The organism is Massilia alkalitolerans DSM 17462, assembly GCF_000427785.1.
GTDB lineage: Bacteria > Pseudomonadota > Gammaproteobacteria > Burkholderiales > Burkholderiaceae_D > Telluria > Telluria alkalitolerans.
The window spans coordinates 429,130-452,008 of sequence record NZ_ATYR01000001.1 but is presented as its reverse complement, the minus strand read 5'-3'; the positions used below and the strand labels follow the sequence as shown (position 1 = coordinate 452,008).

21 protein-coding genes, 1 tRNA gene and 1 pseudogene are annotated in these 22,879 nt (G+C 65.1%); 19 read left to right on the top strand and 4 right to left on the bottom strand.

What is annotated here, in order from left to right:
• The 3 genes and pseudogenes from YWC_RS32585 to YWC_RS0102070 all read right to left on the bottom strand — a co-directional run.
• Nucleotides 1-142: pseudogene (locus YWC_RS32585) on the bottom strand (IS110 family transposase); the annotation flags it as partial.
• 114 nt (nucleotides 143-256) lie between these two features.
• Complete coding sequence (locus YWC_RS0102075; protein WP_027863894.1) at nucleotides 257-1,684, bottom strand: M16 family metallopeptidase; 1,428 nt, start codon at nucleotides 1,682-1,684, stop codon at nucleotides 257-259.
• A gap of 11 nt (nucleotides 1,685-1,695) precedes the next feature.
• Nucleotides 1,696-3,096, bottom strand: coding sequence for a M16 family metallopeptidase (locus tag YWC_RS0102070; RefSeq protein WP_229412983.1), 1,401 nt, complete (start codon nucleotides 3,094-3,096; stop codon nucleotides 1,696-1,698).
• A gap of 317 nt (nucleotides 3,097-3,413) precedes the next feature.
• Here YWC_RS0102070 and YWC_RS0102065 point away from each other — a divergent pair, with 317 nt between their 5' ends.
• Both YWC_RS0102065 and YWC_RS0102060 read left to right on the top strand, forming a co-directional pair.
• Entirely contained in the window at nucleotides 3,414-4,199 is a 786-nt protein-coding gene (locus YWC_RS0102065; RefSeq protein ID WP_027863892.1) for a GIN domain-containing protein, read from the top strand.
• An 86-nt stretch (nucleotides 4,200-4,285) separates the two neighbouring features.
• Nucleotides 4,286-4,897, top strand: coding sequence for a tetratricopeptide repeat protein (locus YWC_RS0102060; RefSeq protein WP_027863891.1), 612 nt, complete (start codon nucleotides 4,286-4,288; stop codon nucleotides 4,895-4,897).
• 36 nt (nucleotides 4,898-4,933) lie between these two features.
• On the opposite strand, the gene YWC_RS0102055 is transcribed toward YWC_RS0102060, so the two are convergent.
• Complete coding sequence (locus tag YWC_RS0102055) at nucleotides 4,934-6,292, bottom strand: SGNH/GDSL hydrolase family protein (protein ID WP_084416248.1); 1,359 nt, start codon at nucleotides 6,290-6,292, stop codon at nucleotides 4,934-4,936.
• Nucleotides 6,293-6,561: 269 nt separating this feature from the next.
• On the opposite strand from YWC_RS0102055, the gene YWC_RS0102050 reads away from it, so the two are divergent.
• From YWC_RS0102050 to nuoH, 17 genes are all read left to right on the top strand, one after another.
• Nucleotides 6,562-8,865: an FdhF/YdeP family oxidoreductase gene (locus YWC_RS0102050; protein WP_027863889.1), complete on the top strand. Its 2,304-nt coding sequence runs from the start codon at nucleotides 6,562-6,564 to the stop codon at nucleotides 8,863-8,865.
• Nucleotides 8,862-9,713 carry a formate dehydrogenase accessory sulfurtransferase FdhD gene (gene fdhD, locus YWC_RS27890; protein ID WP_051306133.1) on the top strand — a complete coding sequence of 284 codons (852 nt, stop codon included), beginning with the start codon at nucleotides 8,862-8,864 and terminating at the stop codon, nucleotides 9,711-9,713. Before YWC_RS0102050 ends, fdhD begins: the two co-directional genes overlap by 4 nt.
• 57 nt (nucleotides 9,714-9,770) lie before the next feature.
• Nucleotides 9,771-10,772 (top strand): MYG1 family protein, encoded by a 1,002-nt coding sequence (locus YWC_RS27885; RefSeq protein WP_051306132.1) that lies wholly within the window; start codon nucleotides 9,771-9,773, stop codon nucleotides 10,770-10,772.
• Between the two features lie 61 nt (nucleotides 10,773-10,833).
• Nucleotides 10,834-11,052, top strand: a complete 219-nt coding sequence (locus YWC_RS0102035; protein WP_156923431.1) for a hypothetical protein — start codon at nucleotides 10,834-10,836, stop codon at nucleotides 11,050-11,052.
• 93 nt (nucleotides 11,053-11,145) lie between these two features.
• A complete protein-coding gene (locus tag YWC_RS0102030; protein ID WP_156923430.1) occupies nucleotides 11,146-11,964 on the top strand; it encodes a hypothetical protein in 819 nt (272 codons plus the stop codon).
• Between the two features lie 60 nt (nucleotides 11,965-12,024).
• Entirely contained in the window at nucleotides 12,025-13,005 is a 981-nt protein-coding gene (locus YWC_RS0102025; RefSeq protein WP_027863886.1) for an NAD(P)H-quinone oxidoreductase, read from the top strand.
• A gap of 108 nt (nucleotides 13,006-13,113) precedes the next feature.
• Nucleotides 13,114-13,863, top strand: a complete 750-nt coding sequence (gene tpiA / locus YWC_RS0102020) for a triose-phosphate isomerase (protein WP_027863885.1) — start codon at nucleotides 13,114-13,116, stop codon at nucleotides 13,861-13,863.
• A 93-nt stretch (nucleotides 13,864-13,956) separates the two neighbouring features.
• Nucleotides 13,957-14,442, top strand: coding sequence for a preprotein translocase subunit SecG (secG, locus tag YWC_RS0102015; protein WP_027863884.1), 486 nt, complete (start codon nucleotides 13,957-13,959; stop codon nucleotides 14,440-14,442).
• 225 nt (nucleotides 14,443-14,667) lie between these two features.
• Nucleotides 14,668-14,752: transfer RNA gene (locus YWC_RS0102010), tRNA-Leu, on the top strand.
• A gap of 182 nt (nucleotides 14,753-14,934) precedes the next feature.
• The gene (locus tag YWC_RS0102005) at nucleotides 14,935-15,294 is read left to right on the top strand and encodes an NADH-quinone oxidoreductase subunit A (RefSeq protein ID WP_027863883.1); all 360 of its coding nucleotides are present in this window, start codon (nucleotides 14,935-14,937) and stop codon (nucleotides 15,292-15,294) included.
• 3 nt (nucleotides 15,295-15,297) lie between these two features.
• Nucleotides 15,298-15,774, top strand: coding sequence for a NuoB/complex I 20 kDa subunit family protein (locus YWC_RS0102000; RefSeq protein WP_020654624.1), 477 nt, complete (start codon nucleotides 15,298-15,300; stop codon nucleotides 15,772-15,774).
• A gap of 15 nt (nucleotides 15,775-15,789) precedes the next feature.
• A complete protein-coding gene (locus tag YWC_RS0101995; protein WP_027863882.1) occupies nucleotides 15,790-16,386 on the top strand; it encodes an NADH-quinone oxidoreductase subunit C in 597 nt (198 codons plus the stop codon).
• Nucleotides 16,386-17,639 (top strand): NADH-quinone oxidoreductase subunit D, encoded by a 1,254-nt coding sequence (locus YWC_RS0101990; protein WP_027863881.1) that lies wholly within the window; start codon nucleotides 16,386-16,388, stop codon nucleotides 17,637-17,639. The genes YWC_RS0101995 and YWC_RS0101990 overlap by 1 nt, the downstream gene beginning before the upstream one ends.
• A gap of 17 nt (nucleotides 17,640-17,656) precedes the next feature.
• Nucleotides 17,657-18,133: an NADH-quinone oxidoreductase subunit NuoE gene (gene nuoE / locus YWC_RS0101985; RefSeq protein ID WP_036205799.1), complete on the top strand. Its 477-nt coding sequence runs from the start codon at nucleotides 17,657-17,659 to the stop codon at nucleotides 18,131-18,133.
• Nucleotides 18,130-19,425, top strand: a complete 1,296-nt coding sequence (nuoF, locus tag YWC_RS0101980) for an NADH-quinone oxidoreductase subunit NuoF (protein ID WP_027863879.1) — start codon at nucleotides 18,130-18,132, stop codon at nucleotides 19,423-19,425. Before nuoE ends, nuoF begins: the two co-directional genes overlap by 4 nt.
• A 21-nt stretch (nucleotides 19,426-19,446) precedes the next feature.
• A complete protein-coding gene (nuoG, locus tag YWC_RS0101975) occupies nucleotides 19,447-21,789 on the top strand; it encodes an NADH-quinone oxidoreductase subunit NuoG (protein ID WP_027863878.1) in 2,343 nt (780 codons plus the stop codon).
• Complete coding sequence (gene nuoH / locus YWC_RS0101970; RefSeq protein ID WP_027863877.1) at nucleotides 21,789-22,877, top strand: NADH-quinone oxidoreductase subunit NuoH; 1,089 nt, start codon at nucleotides 21,789-21,791, stop codon at nucleotides 22,875-22,877. Before nuoG ends, nuoH begins: the two co-directional genes overlap by 1 nt.
• The last annotated feature ends 2 nt before the right edge of the window (nucleotides 22,878-22,879 follow it).

The window sequence follows — 22,879 nt, the reverse complement described above, 5'->3', positions numbered from 1 at the left end:
ACGGCTGGAAGTTAGCGAGAAACGTGATCAGGTGCTTACGGTCGAACTTCCTGCGCAGCAGCGCCTTGCCGTGCCGATCCTGTCCGTGCACGTGAAAGCTGTGCTTGCCGAGGTCGATACCGATGAGAGTGACGTCTTGCATGATGGCCTCCGTCCAGAAAGAACACACCCCACAAGATTAGTACCTTGCAGGGTGGAGGGGGACCATCTCATTAAGCCCCGCGTCAGCGGGGCTTTCCACATCAAGCAGGCAAGATCACTTGTCGGTGACCGTGAACTCCCCGAAGGCCTTGAGCTGCTCGCCCACCGCCTTCGGATCGCCCACCACCACGATCGACTGGTTCTCCGGATTGAAGTACTTCTTCGCCACGTCGCGCACCTGTTCCGGCGTGACCTTCTGGATGCGCGGCACGTACTCGCCCAGGAACTCGGCCGGCAGGCCGACCAGCCAGTTCTGCGCCAGGGTCGCGGCGACCGAGCGCTGCAGCTGGTTGCTGATCATGTAGCCCCCCGCCACGTAGCGCTTGTTCATCTCCATTTCCTTGGCCGGTACCAGTTCGGTGCCGATGCGCTTGTACTCCGAGAAGAATTCGTTCAGCGCCGCGCCGGTCACTTCGTTGCGCACGTCGGCGCCGCCGACGATCGCGCCGCCCGCGCGGTTCATGCGCGCACCGGCCGAGGCGCCGTAGGTATAGCCCTTTTCCTCGCGCAGGTTGATGTTGACGCGGCTCGAGAAGCCGCCGCCGAGGATGGTGCTGGCCAGGCGCAGCGGGATCTGGTCCTGAGCGCTCGCCGCGATGCCCGGGCTGCCCAGGCGCACCGCCGACTGCACGCTCTTGTCGCGGTTCAGCAGGATGCGCGCCGGCTTGGCATTGGCCGGGGCGGCGGCGGTTTCCGGCAGGGCCGGGCCGCTGGCCTTCCAATCGCCGAAGGCCTGTTCGGCCAGCTTGAGCGCGTCGGCTTCCTTGACCGGGCCGGTGATCACGAGCAAGGCGCGGTCCGGGCGCAGGCGCTTGCCATGCTCGGCGCGCAGCATGTCCTGGGTCACCGCGTTGATGGCTTCCACCGTCGGGGTGGTGCGCGAGTAAGGATGGTCGCCGTAGACCGCGCGGCTGATGGCGCGTTCGGCGCGGAAGCCCGGCTGGGTCTCGGACACGCGCAGCGACTGCAGCGCATTGGCCTTGGCCAGCGCCACTTCGCTTTCCGGGAAGGACGGGGTACGCGCCACTTCGGCCAGCAGCTGCATCATCGGCGCGGCCTGCGAGACCAGCGCATTGGCCGATACCACGATGCCGTCCGAGGTGGCGCTGGCGCCGACTTCGCCGCCCATGCCCTGGGCCGCTTCGGCGATCGCGCGCGAGTCGCGCTTGGCGGTGCCTTCGTTGAGCAGGCCGGCCAGCATGTTGGCGAAGGCCGGGGACTGCGGCGCGTCGGCCGCGAAGCCGGCGCCGCGTACCGCCAGCACGTAGTCCACGCGCGGCAGGCCCTTGCGCGGCACGACCCAGACGGTCAGGCCGTTGCCCAGGGTTTTCTTGGTGATCTTCGGCACCGGGATCGGATTGTCCTTGCCGTAGGCCGGCATCGGCCGGTCCGCCGATGCGGGGTTGTCCGCGGCGGCGGGCGCGGCGTAGGCCATCGGCGCAAAGGCGACCGAGACGGCGAATGCGAGCATCAGTTTTTTCATCGATGCGCTCCTTATTTGTTGGCGGCGGCGGCCGGTACGGCTGCGGCAGCGGGGGTGGCTGGGGCGGCGAGCATCGCGGCCGGCTTGCGGTCGATGACGGTGCGGTTGGTCGGCACCATGTAGGTGCGCACCGCGCGCTGGATGTCTTCCGAGTTCACGCCTTCGATCAGGCCCGGGACCTTGTTGACCACGTTGGCGTCGCCCCACATCACCTGCATCTTGGCCATCATGTCGGCGCGGTTGATGAAGCTCTCCAGCTGGTTGTTCCAGTTGGCCAGCATGCGGGTCTTGACGCGCTTGAGGGTCGCGTCGTCCACGCCGTTCTGCGCCACCTTGGCGAGTTCCTCGTCGATGGCCTTGAGCATGGCGTCGGCGCTGCTATTCGGCTTGTACAGGGCGAACACGGTCAAGAGGGTCGGGCCGTCGTATTCGAAGGGACCGGTCAGGCCGAACAGGGAATCGACGTTGAGCGCGATCTCGCGGCCCTTCACCAGGCCCTGGTAGAACAGCGAAGCGTCGCCGCCGGCCAGCAGCTCGCCCAGCACGGCCATGGCGGCCTGGTCGCGGTGGCCGCGCGGCGGCATCTTCCAGGCCGCGGCGATCGCCGGCACCTGGGCCAGTGCGTCGCTCTGCACCAGGCGCTTCTCGGCGGTGTTCAGGCCTTCGCTGAAGTCGGTCGGCTTCGGGGTGGGGCGGGCCGGGATCTTGCCGAAGTATTTCTCGGCCAGCGCGAAGCCCTGGGCCGGGGTGATGTCGCCGGCGATCGCGATCACGGCGTTGTTCGGGCCGTAGTAGTCGCGGTGGAAGGCGCGCACGTCGTCCAGGCTGGCGTTCTCGAGGTCTTCGAAGCTGCCGTAGCCGTCATGGTTGTTCTCCCACTTCTGGAAGGCGTGCTGGCCGATGTCGATCCACATGAAGCCGCCGTAGGGCTGGTTCTTCACGTTCACGCGGATCTCTTCCTTTACCACGTCCTGCTGGTTCTTCAGCGTGGCCGGGTTGAAGTCGAGCGTCTTCATGCGGTCCGCTTCCAGCCACAGGATCGGCTCGAGCGCCGAGCGCGGCGCGGTCTCGATGTAGTTGGTGTAGTCGGCGCGGGTCGAGCCGTTGTTGCGGCCGCCGCCGGCGGTGATGGTGGTGTCGAAGACGCCCTTCTTGGCGTTCGGCGTGCCCTGGAACATCAGGTGTTCGAACAGGTGGGCGAAACCGGTGCGGTTCTTCGGCTCCAGGCGCATGCCCACTTTGTAGACGACTGACACGCCCACGGTGGGCGAGCTGCGGTCTTCGGTGACGATGACCGTCAGGCCGTTGTCGAGCTTCTTGACGGCGATCGGCAGGGTCCACTGGTCCGCGGAGGCGGCGAACGCCGACAGCGAGAACGTGAGCCCGGCCAGCAATACAGGTAATTGGCGCATGCGCATTGGTTGACCTCGAAAAAATACGGGAAGGAACTGTACTGACGGCAGGGCCGTCATGCGCTGCATCTTAGCTCAATGTCATGCCAATAAGTAATCTTTTTATCGGGAAGCCTGGCCTCGTGTTCACCCTGCGCCACAGGCCAGCCATCCGTGCATACGCCGCTCCAGGGTGCCATTTTTGCAGTTCATCGCAGATTGGTGGGCGATGGCGGTACGAACGGATATAGTTGCAACATGATAATTTTGAGCTGTTGCACATTGGTTCACCCACAAGGCGGCCCACGGACAACACGAACATGTATTCGGAGAATGGTATGAATCAGCTTTCCAAGGCCGGCTTTGCGGTCGCCGCACTGTGCACCTGGCTGTTGACCTGCATGGGCATGGCCAAGGCTGCGCCGGATGTGGTCACCGAGACGCGCCAGGTCGATGCGCGCGTGGTGCGCGTCAAGCTCGACGGCGTGGTGGACCTCAAGATCCGCCAGGGCAGCACGCCGCTGCTGGTGCTGACCGGCGACCCGCGCCTGCTCGGCAAGACCACCACGTTGCAAAGCGGCGACACCATCAGCATCGGCACCGAGACCAAGGGTGTCAGCATCAACCTCGGCCGCAGCATGGGCCTGCATGCCGAGCTGACGCTGCCGAACCTGCGTGAAGTCAGTTCCGAAAGCGTGGGCGGCACCGCGATCACCGGTTTCTCGGGTGACGAGCTCGAGCTCAACCTCGATGGGGCCGGCTCAATGAATGTATCATGTAACTACAAGGTGCTGACCGCCAACCTGGGCGGTGTCGGCAGCATGAAGATACATGGCATCAACAGCGAGAGCGTCGAGCTGAACCTCAGCGGCGCCGGCTACGTGACCCTGTCGGGCCGCAGCCGCAAGCTGAAGGCCGAGCTGGGCGGACTGGGCGGCCTGGACGCCCAGGCATTCTCGGCCGAGAACGTGACTCTCGAGCTGTCCGGCCTGGGCAACGCGACCGTGACCGCCAAGGACAGCGCCAATCTGACCCTGTCGGGCCTGGGTTCGGTGACGGTGCACGGCAAGCCGCAAAACCGCAAGGTGAGCGTCGACGGCCTGGGCAAGGTCAACTGGAAATAAGCAGAACAAGAACAACGACACGAACCAACATTGAGTCCATCACGAGGACCAAGGGTACGCAGAGACCCTGATTCCATGGTCGAGACATGAAAAAACTATTGATAGCGATCGCATTCGTGCTGGGCCTGCAGGCCAGTGCGCATGCGGGCTTCGCGGAAGGGGCCAGCGCGTATAACGCGCGCAACTACGCGCTAGCACTGAAAGAGATCGTCCCGCTCGCCAAGGCCGGCCATGCGGATGCCCAGCATTTGCTGGGCCTGATGTATTACATGGGGCGCGGCGTCGCGCGCGACTACAAGCAGGCCTTCGCCTGGCACCACAAGGCGGCCCAGCAGGGCAAGGCCGACGCCCAGTACGTGGTCGGCGCCATGTACTACACCGGCAATGCCGTTCCGCAGGACCAGCGCCATGCCGTGGGCTGGTTCCGCAAGGCGGCCGAGCAGGGCCATGCCGAGGCGCAGCACGCGCTCGGGCTGATGTACCGCTACCACCAGGCGGGCATGCCGCAAGACAAGGTGCTGGCCTATATGCTGTGGAACCTGGCGGCAGCCGGCGGCAACCATAATGCGGTCGAGCAACGCGCGGCCATCTCGCGCCAGATGACGCAGGAGCAGATCGAGGAGGCTCAGGCGATGTCGCGCACCTGGCGCCCGGGCCGGCCGCTGCCGACGAGTTCGCGTACGGGGAACAATTCCTGATCAAACACCGCCGGCCTCGACCGGCGGTTTTTTACTTCACTTGGCAATGACCGGCGCCTTCGCGGCACTGCGGAACAAGCTCAGCGGCACCGCATTGCCCATCGCCTGATAGCCCAGGTCGTTCGGATGCAGGTGGTCGCCGCTGTCGTAGGCCGGCAGGAAGCGGCTCGGCCGCGCCGGGTCGCGCGTGACGCGGTCGAAGTCGATCACGGCGTCGAACTCGTCGTTATTGCGGATCCAGTTGTTCACCGCCTGTCGCACGACTTCCTTCTCGGGCGAGTAATACGCCGCGCCTTCGAAGGGCGTGAGGGTGGCGCCGATCACGCTGATGCCCTTGGCATGCGCGCGCTGGATCAGCTGGCGGTAGGCGGCGATCAGGTCCTCGGCCGTCACCGGGCTGGTGGCCGAACTGTTGCCGATGTCATTGATGCCGATCAGGACCACGAGGTAGCGCACGCCCGCGGTGGCCAGCACGTCGCGGTCGAAGCGCTCCTGCGCGCTGCGCCCGGCCAGGGTGTTCGGCGAATTGCCCAGCAGGCGGTTGCCGCTGATGCCGCGGTTGACCACGCCGAAGCGCGCGTTGATGCCGAGGACCGGGTCGCGCTCGGTCTGCAGGCGGCGCGCCAGCCAGTCGGGCCAGCGGTTGTTGGTGTCGGGCGTGCTACGGGTGCCGTCGGTGATCGAGTCGCCCAGGGTGACGATGGTGGGGCCGCTGGTGTCGACGTCGACCTCGGTCAGAAAGGGCCAGACCTGGATCGTGCGCTGCACCGGCAGGGTGGCGGCGGCCGTGAAATTGCCGGGCAGGGATACGTAGCTGGTCTGCAGGGCCAGCTGGTGCACGGTGGTCGCCTGTACCGTGCCGGGCAGGTAGAGGCTTACCGCCAGGTCGGACAGCGGCGGCACGTTCAGCTCCACCGGATCGGAGAGCGCCGGTGCACCGGGCGGGATGGTCACAAAAGCGCGCCCGCCGAAGGTGAGCGCGCGGTCGGTGCCGGCGGCGACGTCCGAGCCCCCGGCGCGCAGGCCGATGCGGGCGGCGCCGACGGTCAAGGGTGTGGACCCCAGCTCGTTGGACAGCCGGATGCGCACGCGGTTGCCGCCGGTGCTGGTGTGGACGATCAGGCGCAGGGTCTGGTCGGCGAAGGTCTGCAGGCTGGGGTCGGGCGGTAGGCCGACCGGCGGCGGACCGGCCGGCGCCGTGCCCCAGGTGCCGGTCCAGTTTTCCGTGGTCCAGGGCTGGGCGGCGGCCGGCTGCGGCAGGGCGATCGCCGCGGCCAGCATGGCGCTGCCCAGCAGCAGGCGCCGGCGCGGCGGATTCATGCCCGTGGTGGAGAGGGCGAAACCGTCCTTGATGCGTCGGGCGGCATCGAGCAGGAGGGGAAGGAAGCGTTTCATGGTCGGCTCCTCGGGTAGTGGCCATGCGATATGCATGAGCTCGTCTAACAACTGTAGCCAGCCCCGGGGACCTGAACAAGAAGGCGACAATCGCGTCATTTGCGCGGGATCGAAGCCACAAACGATTAATATTCCTGCAAGAATCTTCTCTGCATGCCGAGAAATTTTGTCCGCAAATTGACCCGTCTTGCCGTCCCAACTGTTCGCAGGCGCACCGAGTGGCCCCGGCAACTGGATTAGCTTGATGCTTCCACGGACGAGGAGCGGCCATGAGCAAGCATTCGAATGAGCTAAGGATCGAGAACCCGACCATGCCGGCCGGCGGCTGGGGTTCGGTGCAGGAAGTCTCCACCATCTTGCTGCACCAGCGCGTGCCGCTGAAGGACAGCCGGCTGCTGCTGAAGCAGAACAAGCCGGATGGCTATGCCTGCGTCAGCTGCGCCTGGGCCAAGCCGGCCAATCCGCATCCCTTCGAATTCTGCGAAAGCGGGGCCAAGGCCACCGCCTGGGAAACCACCAGCAAGACCATCGGGGCCGATTTCTTCGAGCGCCACACCGTCACCGAGCTCGCAGCATGGGACGACCACAGCCTGGAAGACCAGGGCCGCCTGACGGTGCCGCTGCGCTACGACCCGCAGACCGACAAATACCGCGAGATCGCCTGGGACAGCGCGTTTGCCGAGATCGGGGCGCTGCTGCGCACCATGGACCGTAAACAGGTGGTGTTCTACAGCTCGGGCCGCGCCTCGCTCGAGACTTCCTACATGTATGGCCTGCTGGCGCGCATGTACGGCAACAACAACCTGCCGGACAGCTCGAACATGTGCCACGAAAGCACCTTGGTCGGCCTGCAAAAGACCATCGGCGTGCCGGTCGGCACCGTGGCGCTGGACGACTTCGAGCAGACCGACTGCATCTTCTTCTTCGGCCAGAACGTGGGCGTGAACAGCCCGCGCATGTTGCACCAGCTGCAGGAGGCGCGCCGCCGCGGGGTGCCGATCATCACCTTCAACCCGCTGCGCGAGCGCGGCCTGGTCAGCTTCACCAATCCGCAATCGCCCGCCGAGATGCTTACGGGAGCCGAGACCGCCATCAGCACCCAGTACCACCAGGTCAAGCCGGGCGGCGACACCGCCGCCATCATGGGCTTGTGCAAGGCCATCTTCGCCTTCGACGACGCTACCCGTGTGACAGGCAGCCAGCGGGTGCTCGACATGGCCTTCCTGCAGGAGCATACCCACGGCTTCGCGGCGTTCGAAGCGGCCGTGCGTGCCTGCGCGTGGGAAGCCATCGAGCGCGAATCAGGCCTGCGCCGCGCCGCCCTCGAAAGCGCGGCCCAGGTGTACTGTGGCTCGGCCGCCGCGATGGCGGTCTACGGCATGGGCCTGACCCAGCACCGCAACGGCGTGCAGAACGTGGCGATGATCGTCAACCTGCTGCTTCTGCGCGGGAACATCGGCAAGCCCGGCGCCGGCGTGTGCCCGGTGCGCGGCCACTCCAACGTGCAGGGCCAGCGCACGGTCGGCATCACCGAGAAGCCCGAGCTGGCGCCGCTCGAGAAGCTGGAGGAACAGTACGGCTTCGCGCCGCCGCGCGAACCCGGCATGAACACGGTCGAGGCCTGCGAAGGCATCCTGGCCGGACGCGTGCAGGCCTTCATCGGCCTGGGCGGGAACTTCGTGCGCGCGGTGCCCGAGCGCGGGCTGATGGAGGCGGCGTGGCGCGCGATCCCGCTGACGGTGCAGGTCTCGACCAAGCTCAATCGCAACCACCTCGTGCACGGCAAGGCCTCCTACATCCTGCCTTGCCTGGGGCGGATCGAGATCGACCGCCAGGCGAGCGGGCCGCAGGACGTCACCGTCGAGGACTCGACCGCCTGCATGCACGGCTCGCGCGGCATGGCCGAGCCGGTGGCGCCGTCGCTGCTGTCGGAACCGGCCATCGTGGCCGGCATCGCCAGGGCCACGCTCGATCCCAACCCGCGCGTCGACTGGGAGCGCTGGGTGGCGGATTACGCGAGCATCCGCGATGCGATCGCCCAGACCTATCCCGAGATCTTCCACGACTTCAACGCGCGCATGTGGACGCCGGGCGGCTTTCGCAAACCCCTGGGCGCCGCGAACCGGGTCTGGAAGACCGAGAGCGGCAAGGCCAACTTCACGGTGCCGGAAGCGCTGCAGGGCAATCCGGACCTGAAGGGCGGCGCGGGCACGCTGCGCCTGTTCACGGTGCGCAGCGACGGCCAGTTCAACACCACCATCTACAGTCACGACGACCGCTTCCGCGGCGTCTACGGCAGCCGCATGGTGATCTTCATGGCGCGCGCCGACATGGCCAAATACGCGCTGAAGCAGGGCGACCTGGTGGGCCTGCGCTGCGCCGCCGAGGACGGCGTCGAGCGTCGCGTCGGCGGCCTGGCGGTGGTGCCCTACGACGTGCCGGAAGGCTGCATCGCGGGCTACTTCCCCGAGCTGAATCCCCTGATCCCGCTGTGGCACCACGCCAAGGAAAGCAAGGTGCCGGCGGCCAAGGCGATCGACGTGATCCTCGAGCGCGGCGGGAGGCGGTCGTGAACGCGGGCGCAGGCTTCTTCGCGCACTACGACGTACCTGAGGGCGCATGCCGCCTGCCGGCCGGGCGCTGGCGCGACGGGCGCCTGGAAAGCGCGACCGAGCTGGTGGCGGACGAGGTGCCGGTGGCACTCAGCTACAACGGCATCAGCCATGCGGTGATGCTGGCCTCGCCCCAGGACCTGGAAGATTTCGCGCTCGGCTTCTCGCTGGGCGAACGCATCGTGCGCGACGCGCGCGACATCCACGACGTCGAGGTGGAAGAGACGCCGCACGGCATCGCCATCGAGATGCGCATCGCGGCCGGCGCCATGATGCGGCTGAAGCAGACGCGCCGCGCCCGTACCGGGAAGACAGGCTGTGGCCTGTGCGGCGTCGAGAGCCTGGACTGCTTCGACGACGATGCCTTCGCCGACCTGCGCGGCAGCACCCAGGTGAGCTTCGCACCCGACGCCCTGCACCGTGCGATGGCGGCGATGGCGGCGCGCCAGGACCTGCACCATGCGACCGGGGCCGTGCACGCGGCCGGCTGGGCCGATGGCACCGGTGAGCTGTTGTGCGTGCGCGAAGACATCGGCCGCCACAATGCGCTCGACAAGCTGGTCGGCGCGCTGGCGCGCGCCAGGGCCGATACGGGAAGCGGCTTCGCGGTGGTGACCAGCCGCGCCAGCTTCGAGATGGTGCAGAAGGCCGCGCGCGCGGGCTTTGGGCTGCTAGCCGCGGTCTCGGCGCCGACCGCGCTGGCGGTGCAGGTGGCCGAGCGGGCAGGGCTGACCCTGGCCGGTTTCGTGCGGGGAGGGCGCCATGTGCTGTACAGCCATCCACAACGGCTCGCGCCGGAAGCGGTGTGAAGCCGCCGGGGTGAACCCTGTATGATGCGCTCCTGATTTTCAAGTATTGGAGCGACAATGGTCATCGTGACCCACAACGGCAAGTTCCATGCGGACGACGCATGGGCGGTGGCCGTCCTGCACATCCTCTTTCCTGACGCCGAGATCGTCAGGACGCGCGAGCCCGCCATCATCGAGGCCGCCGACTTCGTGGTCGATGTCGGCGGCATCTGGGATCCGGCCGCGGGCCGCTTCGACCATCACCAGAAGGGCTTCGACGGCGCCCGCACGAGCGGCGTGCCTTATGCCAGCGCCGGCCTGGTCTGGCGCGAATACGGCGCGCGCTGCGTCGCCCATCTGGCCATGCAGCACACCGGCCACGGGCTCGATGAGGACACGGCGCAGCAGATGGCCTATGCCATCGATGCCGACATCGTCCAGTACCTCGACCTGTCGGACGTGGGCGCGGCCAAGAATGCGCCGGGCGGCTACGGCATGTCGGCCGTGGTGTCCGGCTTCAACCCGAACTGGATGGACGAGCAGCGTCTGGGCTATGGCGAGCGGGCCGATGCCTACCGCCTGGCCCAGTTCCGCAAGGCGATGGACTTCCTCACCGAGGTGATCGTCAATTCGGTCAAGTACCGTGTCGGCGCCATCCTGGCGCTGGCCCAGGTGCGCCAGGCGCAGGTGCTGGAGAATGGACGCCTGCTGTTCCTGAAGAATGCCGCGCTGCCGTGGAGCTCGGTGGTGCGCAAGGAAATGCCGAAGGTGCTCTTCGTGCTCAGTCACAGCCTGTCGGAAGACCGCTACATGCTGCATACCGTACCGGCCACGACCGATACCTTCGATGCCCGCGCCGACCTGCCGGAAAGCTGGGCCGGCCTGCGTGACGCCGACCTGGCGGCGGTGACTGGCGTGCCCGATGCGAAGTTCTGCCATAACGGGCGCTTCATTGCCGCGGCAAAGTCCTACGAGGGCGCGTATGCGATGGCGCTGCAGGCGCTGCAGGCCGTGGACGCCGGCCTGAGCCCGCTGTTTGTCCCGCGCGAATCGACATCATCGGCATCGCCACTGAGTTAGGTAGGGAACGGTCAGTCCCGGCCTGAAACTTTATCTTGGTCCCATGGCCAAGATTGTTTCGATGAAAAAGCTTTATGCGATGCAGCGTATGTCGGCCGCGCTGAACCGGGCCTCGGCAGCGCGGCCCTTCGGACCGGAAACGGACCGGGCGCTGCGTTGGGCCGCGGCCTGGGGCATGTGCGCCGGGATCCGTGCCCCGCATACCCGCGTGCGCTTGCGGCGCGACACCCTGGTGGGTGTCAGCGTCATGCAGGAGCCGGAGCGGCGTTTGCGCCCATGAGGCTGGTGGTTGTGGTAATCTGACCCCCTGGCCATTCATCTTGATCGATCCGCCGCGTGATGCCAGGCATCCGGCGATCGACGGGGTATGGGCATGATTGCCAAACGCAAACTTCGCCACGCGGCTGCGGGACTTCTCGGCAAGTTCATGAGCCGTAACAACGACTATCACGGCTATTGGGCACTTGGCGTGCTGTACACGGAGGCGCGCGCTTCCGGTATGCGCGTGGAACTCGACTTGCTGCATGGCCGCGCACTGCCGGAGGCCACGGCATGTGTGTCGGTAGCACGTAGCCATGCTGTTTTCCTGCGAACCGCATTGGCTCGGCAAGGGCTGGTGCCGGATATGCTGTCCAGCGCCACGCTTTCGCTTGCCTTCTGCTCGCCGGCGGCATCGATGCCTGCGAACGGAAGCAGCTTCGGTGATCCTGTCGAATGCATCCTCACGATCGTGGCGCGGGACGGCCGGACTGTGTCGCTGCATGCGTCGGCGCGTTGCGCGCCGCATGATTCGTCGGTGTTCCGGCGAGCGGTAGCGATGCGCGAGGCTGGGTACGGGCTGTGTCAGCATGTCATCGCCGCCGATGGGCGCCGCGCCCTGGATCGCTTGCGCGATGCATACACCATCAGGCACTGGCCGGCGTTCGACCTGCTGCGCGAGTGCGCAGTGCCGCCGCATCCCGCAGGCGATGCCGTCGCGCGGCTGTATGCCGCACGATTGCGCGCTCTGCTGGGGGAGTGGATGCATGAACTGGGCGCTGCCAAGGTTCGCCTGCGCTTCTCGATCTTCCCGAGATTTCCAGGGGCTGCCGTGTTCGCCGAGATCGAGCTCGTCGCGCGCGATGGATATGCGGTCTGGCATAACGGCGGGGCCGACATTCTGCCCGGGGCGCCGCATCAGGAAGCACCCTAAGTTCACGCAGGTTTTTGCCGGCTCCCTTACAATTGTGGTTTTTTCAACACGGGAGTTCCCATGCGCGCCATCGAAATCACGCAGCCCGGCAAGCCGGACGTCCTGCAACTGTGCGAACGGCCTGTGCCGGTCTTGAAGGCCGGCGAGGTGTTGATCAAGGTGCACGCGGCCGGCATCAACCGCCCCGACGTGCTGCAGCGGCTCGGTAAATATCCGGTGCCGCCTGGCGCCTCCGACCTGCCGGGCCTGGAAGTGGCCGGCGAGATCGTCGACGGCGACTACGCGGCCGCCGGCTTTGCCAAGGGCGACATGGTCTGCGCGCTGGTGCAGGGCGGTGGCTATGCCGAATATTGCACCGCGCCCGCCGAGCAATGCCTGCCGGTCCCGCAAGGCCTGAGCCCGCTGGAAGCGGCGTCGCTGCCGGAGACTTTTTTTACCGTTTGGTCAAATGTGTTCGACCGCGCGCAACTGGCGCCGGGTGAGTCGCTGCTGGTGCAGGGCGGCACCTCGGGCATCGGCGTCACCGCGATCCAGCTCGCCGCGGCCCTGGGGCATCGCGTCTTCGCTACCGCCGGGTCGGACGAAAAATGCCGCGCCTGCGAGCAGCTCGGCGCCGAACGCGGCATTAATTACCGCAACGAGGATTTTGCCGCCGTAGTAAAAGAGCTGACGGGCGGGAAGGGCGTCGACGTGATCCTCGACATGGTCGCCGGCGACTACATCCCGCGCGAGATCGATTGCCTGGCCGACGACGGCCGCATCGCCCTGATCGCGCTGCTGGGCGGCGCGAAAGCCGAGATCGACCTGGGCCAGGTGCTGCGCCGCCGCCTCTCCATCAGCGGCTCCACCTTGCGCCCGCGCCCGGTCGCCTTCAAGGCCGCGATCGCGCGCAGCTTGCGCGAGCACGTGTGGCCGCTGTTCGAACAGGGCAAACTCAAGCCGGTCATTTACCGGAGCTTCCCGCTGGCCCAGGCGGCCGAGGCACACGCGCTGATGGAATCCAGCACCCACGTCGGCAAGATCGTGCTGGAAGTGGTCTAACAGATTGAATCAAAAAGGGAAGTGGCGTTCAAGGAATGGCTCAGCCATTGTTTGACCGCCACATATTCGACCGCTAGAATAGCGGGTTAAATTAAAAGATGGGGTTCTATGCGTCCCAAGCTCGTCGTAGGTAACTGGAAAATGAACGGCAGCCGCGCTGCCAATGCCGCGCTCCTGACCGGCATCCTCGAAGGTCTCGGCAATGCCAAGGCCCAGGTCGCGGTCTGTGTGCCGGCGCCTTACCTGTTCCAGTGCGAAGAAATTCTCAAGGCTTCCCCGATCGCCTGGGGTGCGCAGGACGTGTCCTGCCATCCGGTCGGCGCCTATACCGGCGAAGTGTGCATGTCGATGCTGCAGGATTTCGGCAGTCGCTACGTGATCGTCGGCCACTCGGAGCGTCGCGCCTACCACGGCGAGACGGACGAGCTGGTGGCGAAAAAGACCAAGGCTGCGCTGGAAGCCGGCCTGACCCCGATCGTCTGCATCGGCGAAACCCTGGAGCAGCGCGAAGCGGGGCAGACCATGGACGTGGTCAATGCTCAGCTGGAAGCCGTGCTGGAAGCGGTCGGGGCCGATGCTGTCGACAAGATCGTGCTGGCCTACGAGCCGGTGTGGGCGATCGGCACCGGCAAGACCGCAACCCCGGAAATGGCCCAGGAAGTCCACGCCGCCGTGCGCGAAAAACTGCGCGCTTGCAACGCCGACGCCGCGCAACGCACGCTGGTGCTGTACGGCGGCAGCATGAAGCCGGATAATGCGGCGGACCTGATGGCGCAGCCGGACATCGATGGCGGCCTGATCGGTGGTGCGGCGCTGAAAGCGCAAGACTTCCTCGGCATCATTCGCTCAGCGAATTGAGAGATTCACAGTTTCAAAAGAAGTAAAAGCTTTAGAGATAAAGCATTCACAAAGCAGTCAATCGACGTCGTTTAACTTGGAAATGGAATTGCAATGAACACCGTGTTCAATCTGATTATTGTTGTGCAGGTTATTTCGGCCCTGGCCATCATCGGCCTGGTGCTGGTCCAGCACGGCAAGGGCGCCGACATGGGCGCGGCCTTCGGCTCGGGCGCCTCGGGTAGCCTGTTCGGCGCCTCGGGCTCGTCGAACTTCCTGTCGAAGTCGACCGCCGTCGCGGCCGCCGTGTTCTTCGCATCGACCCTGGCGCTGGCCTGGCACAGCAATGGCAGCACCGCCGCCGGCACCGATGGCGGCGTGATGGAGCGCGTCACCGTGCCTTCCTCGCAGGCGCCGGCCACCGGCATTCCGAGCGACGTCCCGGGCGCAGGCCCGAACGCCGGCCCGACCACCGCCGTTCCGGCCAACGACATCCCGCAGACCCCGGGCGTCGCCGTTCCTGCGGCGCCGGGCGAAGCCGCTCCGGCCCCGGCCGCACCAGCAGCACCGGCTCCGGCCGCACCGGCTCCGACCAAGTAATTCCTGGTCCGGGCCGCACGCCCGTTCCAGATTAGGAGTAGAATGCGCCTCGCTATCTGGCAGGGACGCATTGTTGTAAAGGATGGGCAGCCCTCCATGCTGCCAACCCTGCCGTAAAGATGGCTAGCATCAAAAGAAATGTTGAGTAATTGCGTAATTTCCTTGTGATAGCGCAATTTGTGCATTGAAAAGTAGTGCTAAAGCAGGGTAAAATACTGGTCTCCAGCCGACGTGGTGAAATTGGTAGACACGCTATCTTGAGGGGGTAGTGGCGCAAGCTGTGCGAGTTCGAGTCTCGCCGTCGGCACCAATATACGAAAGAGCCAGCAAGGGCGCATGAGCGATCGCTCTCCTGCCTGAGCTGGCTTTTTCACGAGGATCAGTTGTACGGTCCTGGTGGCATTCAACGGAGCTCCCCTCCGGCCAGGTTCGCGCGACTCGGCGCTGCAGCCCTGCAGTGTTTCATTAACCGATCGTTCAAATAGGCTTCACGTGAACCTCGAAAATTATCTCCCCGTTCTTCTCTTTATCCTGGTTGGCATCGGCGTCGGTGTCGCTCCGCAGGTGCTCGGCCGCATCCTTGGTCCGCACCGTCCCGACGCAGCCAAGCTGTCCCCGTATGAATGCGGCTTCGAAGCCTTCGAAGATGCGCGCATGAAGTTCGACGTTCGCTACTACCTGGTGGCGATCCTGTTTATTTTGTTTGATCTGGAAACGGCATTCTTCTTCCCATGGGGCGTCTCGATGCGCGAACTGGGCTGGACCGGTTTCATCACGATGATGGTGTTCATCGCCGAATTCATCGTGGGCTTCTGGTACATCTGGAAGAAAGGTGCCCTTGATTGGGAATAAGCCATGGCAATTGAAGGCGTATTAAACGAAGGTTTCATTACCACCACAGCCGACAAGCTGATCAACTGGGCCCGCACGGGATCGATGTTCCCGATGACGTTTGGCCTGGCATGCTGCGCGGTCGAGATGATGCATGTGGGCGCTGCCCGCTACGATCTCGACCGTTTTGGCATTGTGTTCCGCCCGTCGCCGCGCCAGTCCGACGTGATGATCGTCGCCGGCACGCTGTGCAACAAGATGGCTCCCGCCCTGCGCAAGGTGTACGACCAGATGGCCGAACCGCGCTGGGTGATCTCGATGGGGTCCTGCGCCAACGGCGGCGGCTACTACCACTACTCGTATTCGGTGGTGCGCGGCTGCGACCGCATCGTGCCGGTCGACGTCTACGTGCCGGGTTGCCCGCCGACCGCGGAAGCACTGCTGTACGGCATCATGCAGCTGCAGAACAAGATCAAGCGCACCAACACCATCGCGCGCTAAGAACAGCGAAACACCATGACGACGAAACTCGAAACCCTTGAACTCGCCCTGAAAAATGCACTGGGCGAGAGCGCTGCCATCAAGCAGGCGCTGGGCGAAGTGACTGTGGTGGTCAAGGCCGCCGACTACATCAAGACGATGCAGGCGCTGCGCGACGACCCGGCGCTCCGCTTCGAACAAATGATCGACCTGTGCGGCGTCGACTATTCCCAGTACGGTGAAGGCACCTGGGACGGCCCGCGCTTCGCGGTGGTCGTCCATCTGCTGTCGGTGACGCACAACTGGCGCGTGCGCGTGCGCACCTTCTGCGCCGACGACGACATGCCGATGGTCGAGTCGATCACGCCGATCTGGCGCGCCGCCAACTGGTTCGAGCGCGAAGCCTTCGACCTGTTCGGCATCCTGTTCGACGGCCACGGCGACCTGCGCCGCATCCTGACCGACTACGGCTTCATCGGCCACCCGTTCCGCAAGGACTTCCCGATCACGGGCTACGTCGAAATGCGCTACGACCCTGAACAGAAACGCGTGATCTACCAACCGGTGACGATCGAGCCGCGCGAGAACATCCCGCGCGTGATCCGTGAAGAAACCTACGGGACATCGAAATAATGGCTGAGCTTAAGAATTACACCCTGAACTTTGGTCCGCAGCACCCGGCAGCGCACGGCGTGCTGCGCCTCGTGCTGGAGCTGGACGGCGAAGTGATCCAGCGCGCCGACCCGCACATCGGCCTGCTGCACCGCGGCACCGAGAAGCTGGCCGAGACCCGCACCTACCTGCAGTCGGTCCCGTACATGGACCGCCTGGACTACGTGTCGATGATGTGCAACGAGCACGGCTACGTGCTGGCAGTGGAAAAGCTGCTGGGCATCGAAGCGCCGATCCGCGCGCAGTACATCCGCACGATGTTCGACGAGATCACCCGTATCCTGAACCACCTGATGTGGCTGGGCGCGCACGCGCTCGACATCGGCGCCATGGGTCCGTTCCTGTACGCCTTCCGTGACCGCGAAGACCTGTTCGACGTCTACGAGGCGGTCTCGGGCGCGCGCATGCACGCGGCCTACTACCGCCCGGGCGGCGTGTACCGCGACCTGCCGGACCGCATGCCGCAGCACCGCGAATCGCCGATCCGCTCGAAGAAGGCGATCGACGACCTGAACCGCGACCGCCAGGGTTCGGTGCTGGACTTCATCGAAGCCTTCACCAAGCGCTTCGACGGCTACGTCGACGAATACGAAACCCTGCTGACCGATAACCGTATCTGGAAGCAGCGTACCGTCGGCATCGGCGTCGTCTCGCCGGAAGACGCACTGGCAATGGGCTTCACCGGCCCGATGCTGCGCGGCTCGGGCATTGCCTGGGACCTGCGCAAGACCCAGCCCTATGCGGCCTACGACAAGATGGATTTCGACATCCCGGTCGGCACCAATGGCGACTCCTACGACCGCTACCTGGTGCGTATCGAGGAAATGCGCCAGGCGAACCGCATCATCAAGCAGTGCATCGCCTGGCTGCGCGTGAACCAGGGTCCGGTCATGATCGACAACCACAAGATCGTGCCGCCGAACCGCATGGACATGAAGTCCAACATGGAATCGCTGATCCACCACTTCAAGCTGTTCACCGAAGGCTTCCACGTGCCGGAAGGCGAGGCGTTTGCGGCGATCGAGCACCCGAAGGGCGAGTTCGGCATCTACATCGTGTCGGACGGCGCCAACAAGCCGTACCGCCTGAAGATCCGCACCCCGGACTACGTCCACCTGCAGAGCCTCGACGAAATGTCGCGCGGCCACATGATTGCCGACGCTGTGGCCATCATCGGCACCCAGGACATCGTGTTCGGCAGTATCGACCGCTAAGAGGGTAGGAAAGAATTATGTTATCGCAGGAAACCTACAAGAAAATCGACCGCGAGCTGGCCAAGTACCCAGCCGATCAACGCCAGTCGGCCGTAATGGCCTCGCTGGCCCACGCCCAGGTCGAACTGGGCTGGCTGTCGCCGGAAACCATGCAGGAAATCGCCGACTACATCCGCATGCCGGCCATCGCCGTGCAGGAAGTCGCGACCTTCTACAACATGTACAACCTGAAGCCGGTCGGCAAGGCCAAGATCACGGTCTGCACCAACCTGCCGTGCGCCCTGTCGGGCGGCGAGCGCGCCGGCCAGCGCATCAAGGACGCACTCGGCATCGACTACCGCGAAACCACCGCCGACGGCAAGTTCACCCTGCTGGAAGGCGAGTGCATGGGCGCCTGCGGCGACGCACCGGTGATGCTGGTGAATAACCACCGCATGTGCTCGTTCATGAGCGACGAGAAGATCGACGCCCTGCTTGAGGAACTGAACAAATGACCAGCCTGCACGACCGTCACATCAATCCGCTGATCCTCAAGGATCTGAACGGCGAAAACTGGCACTTGGCGGACTACGTCAAGCGCGGCGGCTATTCGGCCCTGCGCAAGATCCTCGAAGGCGGCGTCACCCAGGAACAGGTCATCGCCGACCTGAAGGCATCGGGCCTGCGCGGCCGCGGCGGCGCCGGTTTCCCGACCGGCCTGAAGTGGAGCTTCATGCCGCGCCAGTTCCCTGGCCAGAAATACTTGGTTTGCAACACAGACGAGGGCGAGCCGGGCACGTTCAAGGACCGCGACATCATCCGCTACAACCCGCACGCGCTGATCGAAGGCATGGCCATCGGCGCCTACGCGATGGGCATCACCGTGGGCTACAACTACATCCACGGCGAGATCTTCCAGGAATACCTGCGCTTCGAGGAAGCGCTGGAAGAGGCGCGCGCCGCCGGCTTCCTGGGCGATAACATCATGGGCTCGAATTTCTCGTTCCAGCTGCATGCCCACCACGGCTACGGCGCCTACATCTGCGGCGAAGAAACCGCGCTGCTGGAGTCGCTCGAAGGCAAGAAGGGCCAGCCGCGCTTCAAGCCGCCGTTCCCGGCTTCGTTCGGCCTGTACGGCAAGCCGACCACGATCAACAACACCGAGACCTTCGCTGCGGTTCCGTTCCTGCTGAACATGGGTCCGGAAAACTACATGGCCCTCGGCAAGCCGAACAACGGCGGCACCAAGATCTTCTCGATCTCGGGTGACGTCGAGCGTCCGGGCAACTACGAGGTCCCGCTGGGCACCCCGTTCGCCAAGCTGATGGAGCTGGCCGGCGGCATGCGCGGCGGCAAGAAGATCAAGGCGGTCATCCCGGGCGGTTCGTCGGCGCCGGTGATCCGCGGCGAGGTCATGATGGATACCGACCTCGACTACGATTCGATCGCCAAGGCCGGTTCGATGCTGGGTTCGGGCGCCGTGATCGTCATGGACGAGACCCGCTGCATGGTCAAGTCGCTGCTGCGCCTGTCGTACTTCTACTACGAAGAATCCTGCGGCCAGTGCACCCCGTGCCGTGAAGGCACCGGCTGGATGTACCGCATGGTCCACCGCATCGAGAACGGCAAGGGTCGTCCGGAAGACATGGACCTGCTGAACAACATCGCGGGCAACATCAAGGGCCGCACCATCTGCGCGCTGGGCGACGCCGCCGCGATGCCGGTGGAAGCGATGATCAAGAACTTCCGCGAGGAATTCGAATATCACATCGAGCACAAGCACTGCCTCGTGCCCGCATACCTTTAAACCAGGTCAGGTAACGATCAAATGGTTGAAATTGAATTAGACGGCAAAAAAGTCGAAGTCGCACCAGGTTCCATGGTGATGGACGCCGCAAACAAACTCGGGACCTATATCCCGCACTTCTGCTATCACAAGAAATTGTCGATCGCAGCGAACTGCCGCATGTGCCTGGTCGAAGTCGAGAAGGCACCGAAGCCGCTGCCGGCCTGCGCGACCCCGGTCTCGCCGGGCATGATCGTGCGCACCCACAGCGACAAGGCCGTGCAGGCACAGAAGTCGGTGATGGAGTTCCTCCTCATTAACCACCCGCTGGATTGCCCGATCTGCGACCAGGGCGGCGAATGCCAGCTGCAGGATCTGGCCGTCGGCTACGGCAAGAGCAACTCGCGCTACGAAGAAGAGAAGCGCGTGGTGGCCCCGAAAGAGGCCGGCCCGCTGATCTCGATGGAAGAGATGGCGCGCTGCATCCAGTGCACCCGCTGCGTGCGTTTCGGCCAGGAAGTGGCCGGCGTGATGGAATTCGGCATGGTCGGCCGCGGCGAGCACTCGGAGATCACCACCTTCGTGGGCAAGACCGTGGACTCGGAAGTCTCGGGCAACATGATCGACCTGTGCCCGGTCGGCGCGCTTACTTCTAAGCCGTTCCGCTACTCGGCCCGTCCGTGGGAACTGCAGCGCCGCAAGTCGATCGCGCCGCACGACTCGCTCGGCTCGAACCTGATCGTCCAGGTCAAGGGCGGCAAGGTCATGCGCGTGCTGCCGCTGGAAAACGAAGCCATCAACGAATGCTGGCTGTCGGACAAGGACCGCTTCTCGTACGAGGCGCTGGACAATGCCGACCGCCTGACCAACCCGATGATCAAGCAGGGTGGCGTGTGGCAGGAAACCGACTGGCAGACCGCGCTGGAATACGTGGCCCACGGCCTGCGTAACATCCGCCACGAGCACGGCGCCGACAGCATCGCCGCCGTCGCGACCCCGCACTCGACCCTGGAAGAGCTGTACCTGCTGAACAAGATGACCCGTGGCATTGGCTCGGACAACATCGAGTTCCGCCTGCGCCAGAGCGACTTCGCCCTGGACGGCCAGGTCACCCCATGGCTGGGCATGCCGATCGCGAACTTCTCGCAACTGAAGCGCGCCTTCGTCATCGGCTCCAACCTGCGCAAGGACCACCCGCTGGTCGCGACCCGCCTGCGTACCGCCACCAAGGGCGGCGCCAAGCTGTCGCTGCTGGGCGCGAGCGACGAAGACCTCTTGATGCCGGTGGCAAACAAGATGGTTGCGGCGCCGAGCGACTGGCTGGCCGCACTGTCGGAAGTCGTCGTTGCCGTGGCCCTGGCCAAGGACGTCGCCGCCCCGGCCGGCTTCGGCAATGTCGAACCGAGCGAAGGCGGCAAGGCCATCGCCGCGACCCTGGTCGGCGTCGATACCCCGGGCGCCGTCCTGCTGGGTAATGCCGCTTCCTACCACCCGCAAGCCTCGAAGATCCACGCCGCCGCGCAGTGGATCGCCGAGCAGACCGGCTGCTCCTTCGGCTACCTGGTCGACGCCGCCAACACCGTCGGCGGCTACATCGTCGGCGCGACGGGCAAGGGCGAAGCCGTGTTCGCATCGCCGAAGAAGGCCTACGTGCTGCTGAACGCGGAACCGGAACTGGATGCGGCCAACCCGCAGCAGGCCCGCGCCGCGCTCGACGGCGCCGAAATGGTCGTCGCCATGTCGGCCTTCAAGCACGGCATGGACTTCGCCGACGTGCTGCTGCCGATCTCGCCGTTCAGCGAGACCGCCGGCACCTTCGTCAACTGCGAAGGCCGCGCACAGAGCTTCAACGGCACCGTCAAGCCGCTGGGCGAGACTCGTCCGGCCTGGAAAGTGCTGCGCGTGCTGGGCAACCTGCTGGGCCTGTCGGGCTTCGACTACGAGACGTCGGAATCGATCCGCGACGAAGCCATCGGCAAGGGCGTCACCGACCTGTCAGCCAAGCTGAACAACGTCGCGCGCCTGGCGCCGACCGCGGGCCAGTATTCCCCGGCCGGCCAGCTCGAGCGCGTCGCCGACGTCGGCATCTACTTCACCGACGCGCTGGCGCGCCGTTCGGAACCGCTGCAGCGCACCGCCGACGCGAATGCGCCGCTGGTGACCCTGTCCAAGGCCGTGGCCGAGCAGATCGGCGTCACGGCCGGCGACTCGGTCCGCGTGTCGCAGGGTTCGGGCAGCGCCGTGCTGGTCGCCAACGTGGACGCACGCCTGCCGTCGAACGCAGTGCGCGTGGCCGCCGGCCACCCGGCCGTCGCTGGTCTCGGCGCGATGTTCGGTGAGATCAATGTTGAGAAAGCAGTTGAACAGGTAGGAGGCGGCAAATAATGGCAACGCCCGGTTTTATCGATACGCTGAACGCCGGCGGGGCTGACCTGCTCGGCCCGGTCTGGCCGCTGGTCTGGAACCTGATCAAGATCCTGTGCGTGCTCCTGCCGCTGATGGGCCTGGTCGCTTACGCGACGCTGTGGGAACGACGCCTGATCGGCTGGATCCACATCCGCCAGGGCCCGAACCGCGTCGGCCCAGGTGGCCTGCTGCAGCCGATCGCCGACGCGATCAAGCTGCTGCTCAAGGAAATCGTCATCCCGACCAAGGCCAACCGCAGCCTGTTCGTGATCGGTCCGATCATGACCATCATGCCGGCGCTGGCCGCCTGGGCGGTTGTCCCGTTCGGCCCGCAAGCCGCGCTGGCCAACGTCAACGCCGGCCTGCTGTTCCTGATGGCGATCACCTCGATGGAAGTCTACGGCATCATCATCGCCGGCTGGGCTTCGAACTCGAAGTACTCGTTCCTGGGTGCGATGCGCGCCTCGGCACAGATGATCTCCTACGAAATCCCGATCGGCTTCGTGCTGGTCGTGGTGCTGATGGTCACCGGCAGCCTGAACATGACGGATATCGTCATCAGCCAGCAAATGGGCAGCTTCGCCGACATGGGACTGAACTTCCTGTCGTGGAACTGGCTGCCGCTGCTGCCGCTGTTCGTGATCTATTTCGTGTCCGGCCTGGCCGAGTGCAACCGCCACCCGTTCGACGTGGTGGAAGGGGAGTCGGAGATCGTCGCCGGCCACATGGTCGAGTACTCGGGCATGTCCTATGCGATGTTCATGCTGGCCGAGTATTCGAACATGATCCTGATCTCGACCCTGGCAGCGATCCTGTTCCTGGGCGGCTGGTCGGCACCGTTCGGTTTCCTGGAATTCGGCGCCATCGGCGGCTTCTTCTGGCTGTTCCTGAAGATGTTCATGCTGGTATCGACCATGGTCTGGGTCCGCGGCACCTTCCCGCGCTACCGCTATGACCAGATCATGCGCCTGGGCTGGAAAGTGTTCATCCCGCTGACCCTGCTCTGGCTGGTGGTGGTCGCGATCTGGATGCACTCGCCGTGGAACATCTGGATGCCTGTGAAGTAAGG